The sequence below is a fragment of the Janibacter massiliensis genome (assembly GCF_900289115.1).
GTDB classification, from domain to species: Bacteria; Actinomycetota; Actinomycetes; order Actinomycetales; family Dermatophilaceae; genus Janibacter_A; species Janibacter_A massiliensis.
The window spans coordinates 1-2051 of sequence record NZ_LT985204.1 but is presented as its reverse complement, the minus strand read 5'-3'; the positions used below and the strand labels follow the sequence as shown (position 1 = coordinate 2051).

Here is a 2051-nt window from a genome sequence, read left to right as displayed (position 1 = left end):
GTCAGGGGGTGGGGAGGTGCGAGAGCCAGGTGGTCAGGGTGTCCTCGAGCATGGGGGCGAGGGGGTAGTCCTCCAGCTGGGTGCGGGGGACCCAGGCCGCGGCCGACGTCGAGCCGTCGAGGTCGTGGACGACCGCGTCCGTCGGCTCGGCGCACCGCGCCGTGTGCACCAGCCGCACCGAGTGGAAGTCCTCGACGTGCCCGTCGGGTGCGACCCCGACCCAGTGCCCCGTCCGCACGTCGACGAGCTCGATGTCCGTCACGTGCTGGCCGGTCTCTTCCCACACCTCGCGGATGAGCCCGGTCCGCGGGTCCTCGCCCTCGTCGAGCCCGCCACCGGGAAGGGTCCACCGGCCCGCGGCCGCCCGCACCTTCTCCGACAGCTCGGTCAGCAGCACCCCGCGCTCGGTCTCCACGAGCGCGTAGGCCGCGATCCGCTGCCGGACCCGGGGCAGCTCACCGGGCGCCAGGCGGACGTCCTCGTCGCTCTCGACCGGCGGTGAGGTCGGCCCGGTCGTCGGCTCCGGCGTGGGCCTGTCCCCCGCGACCGCCTCGATGACCAGCCGGCCATCCTCCCCGAACCACGCTCGCTTCACGCCCAGCCACGTGTACCCGCAGTGGTCGAGCACCGCACGCGGGTCTCCCCCGTGGGGCAGGGGCACGGTGCACAGCTCGAGGCCGTCGCGGTCGACGGCGCGGATCGTCACGCTCACGGGGTCATCCTGCCGCCGCCGGAGGGTGGGCTCGATCCCGGGTGGGCTACCCGCGCGTAGGTTCGCTCGTGGTCGGACAGGACCACCGACCAGTCGTGCGGAGCCGGGCGGGCCAGCGCGCCCTCCGTCAGCCGGACCCGCAGACCGTCGTCCCGCGCCACGGCGACGAGGGCCTCGACGAGCCCGGCGTCATCGTCGACGAGCAGCCCGTCGACCCCGTCCCGCACGAGGTCCGCCACCCCGGTCCGCCGCAGCGCGAGCACCGGCAGCCCGCTCGAGCGGGCCTCGAGCGCGGCGATGCCGAACGCCTCCGCCCGGGCGGTGACGAGGTGGACGTCGCTGCGGTGGAAGAGCGCGCGCAGCCCGGGTCGGTCGAGCCGGCCCGCGAGCGCCACCGGTGTGTCAGTCCGCGCCGTGTGCGCCGCAAGCAGCGCTCGCCCCGTCCCGGCCCCCGCCACGGTCGCCCGGACGCCGGCCGGCGCGCCGCGCGCGCCCGGCAGACCTGCCCGGGTCCCTCGGTCGGCCGCGGCGATGATGCGCACCGCCGCGTGCGGCCGCTTGCGCGCGGCGAGCCGCATCGCGAGAGAGACCCGCAACGGACCCTCCCGCCGCGCCGTCGGCCCGGGCGCACCGACCCGCCACCACCCGCCGTCGATCCCGTTGGGCAGGACCTCGATCGGCACCCCCGGTCCCGTGACCCGCGCCAGGTCGAGAGCCGCAGCGGTGGACACCGCGGTGAGCAGCGCCCCCCGCTCCGCCCATCGGCGGGCATGGCCCGCCGCCCGGAGCGCCGGCGCCCACGGCCCGTGGAGGCAGTGCCACGTGAGGACGAGCGGCAGCTCGAGCTCCTGGGCGAGGAACGCCACGTCGGTGGCGACCGGGCTGATCACCCCCATGTGGGCGTGGACGACGTCGAACCGGCCCTCGCGCAGGAGGGGGCGGACGACCCGCCGCGCCGCCGGGTTCACCGGAAGACCGCCGGGCAGCGGGAGCGTCACCCGGTGGACGACCACCCCGCCCTCGACGACGGTCCGGGCTCCCCCGCCGTCCGGGGTCGCCGTGACGACCTCGACCTCGTGCCCGGCACCGACCAGGCGTCCCGCGAGGTCGTGGACCTGCGCCTCGATGCCGCCGAGCCGCGGCGGGTAGCAGTCCGAGACGAGGGCGATCCGCACCCGGCCACCCTCTCACCGACCCGGCCGGGGTGGCCGGGTCGGTGAGAGGGTGACCCCGTGACGACCCCCGACCACCCCGCGCGGCCGTCCCCCGCGCCGGGCCGACGCACCGGCCCCGCGCCGGGGCGGGCGCCTATACACCACTGACGCCCCCGCCGAAACAG

General features: G+C 77.2%; 2 protein-coding genes. Both read right to left on the bottom strand.

Features of this window, described 5'->3' with window-relative positions:
* Position 1 precedes the first annotated feature (1 nt).
* Positions 2–712, bottom strand: a complete 711-nt coding sequence (locus DAA34_RS11995; RefSeq protein ID WP_158707747.1) for an NUDIX hydrolase — start codon at positions 710–712, stop codon at positions 2–4.
* Positions 709–1887 (bottom strand): glycosyltransferase family 4 protein, encoded by a 1179-nt coding sequence (locus DAA34_RS11990; RefSeq protein WP_106820208.1) that lies wholly within the window; start codon positions 1885–1887, stop codon positions 709–711. The genes DAA34_RS11995 and DAA34_RS11990 overlap by 4 nt, the downstream gene beginning before the upstream one ends.
* Positions 1888–2051: the final 164 nt, after the last annotated feature.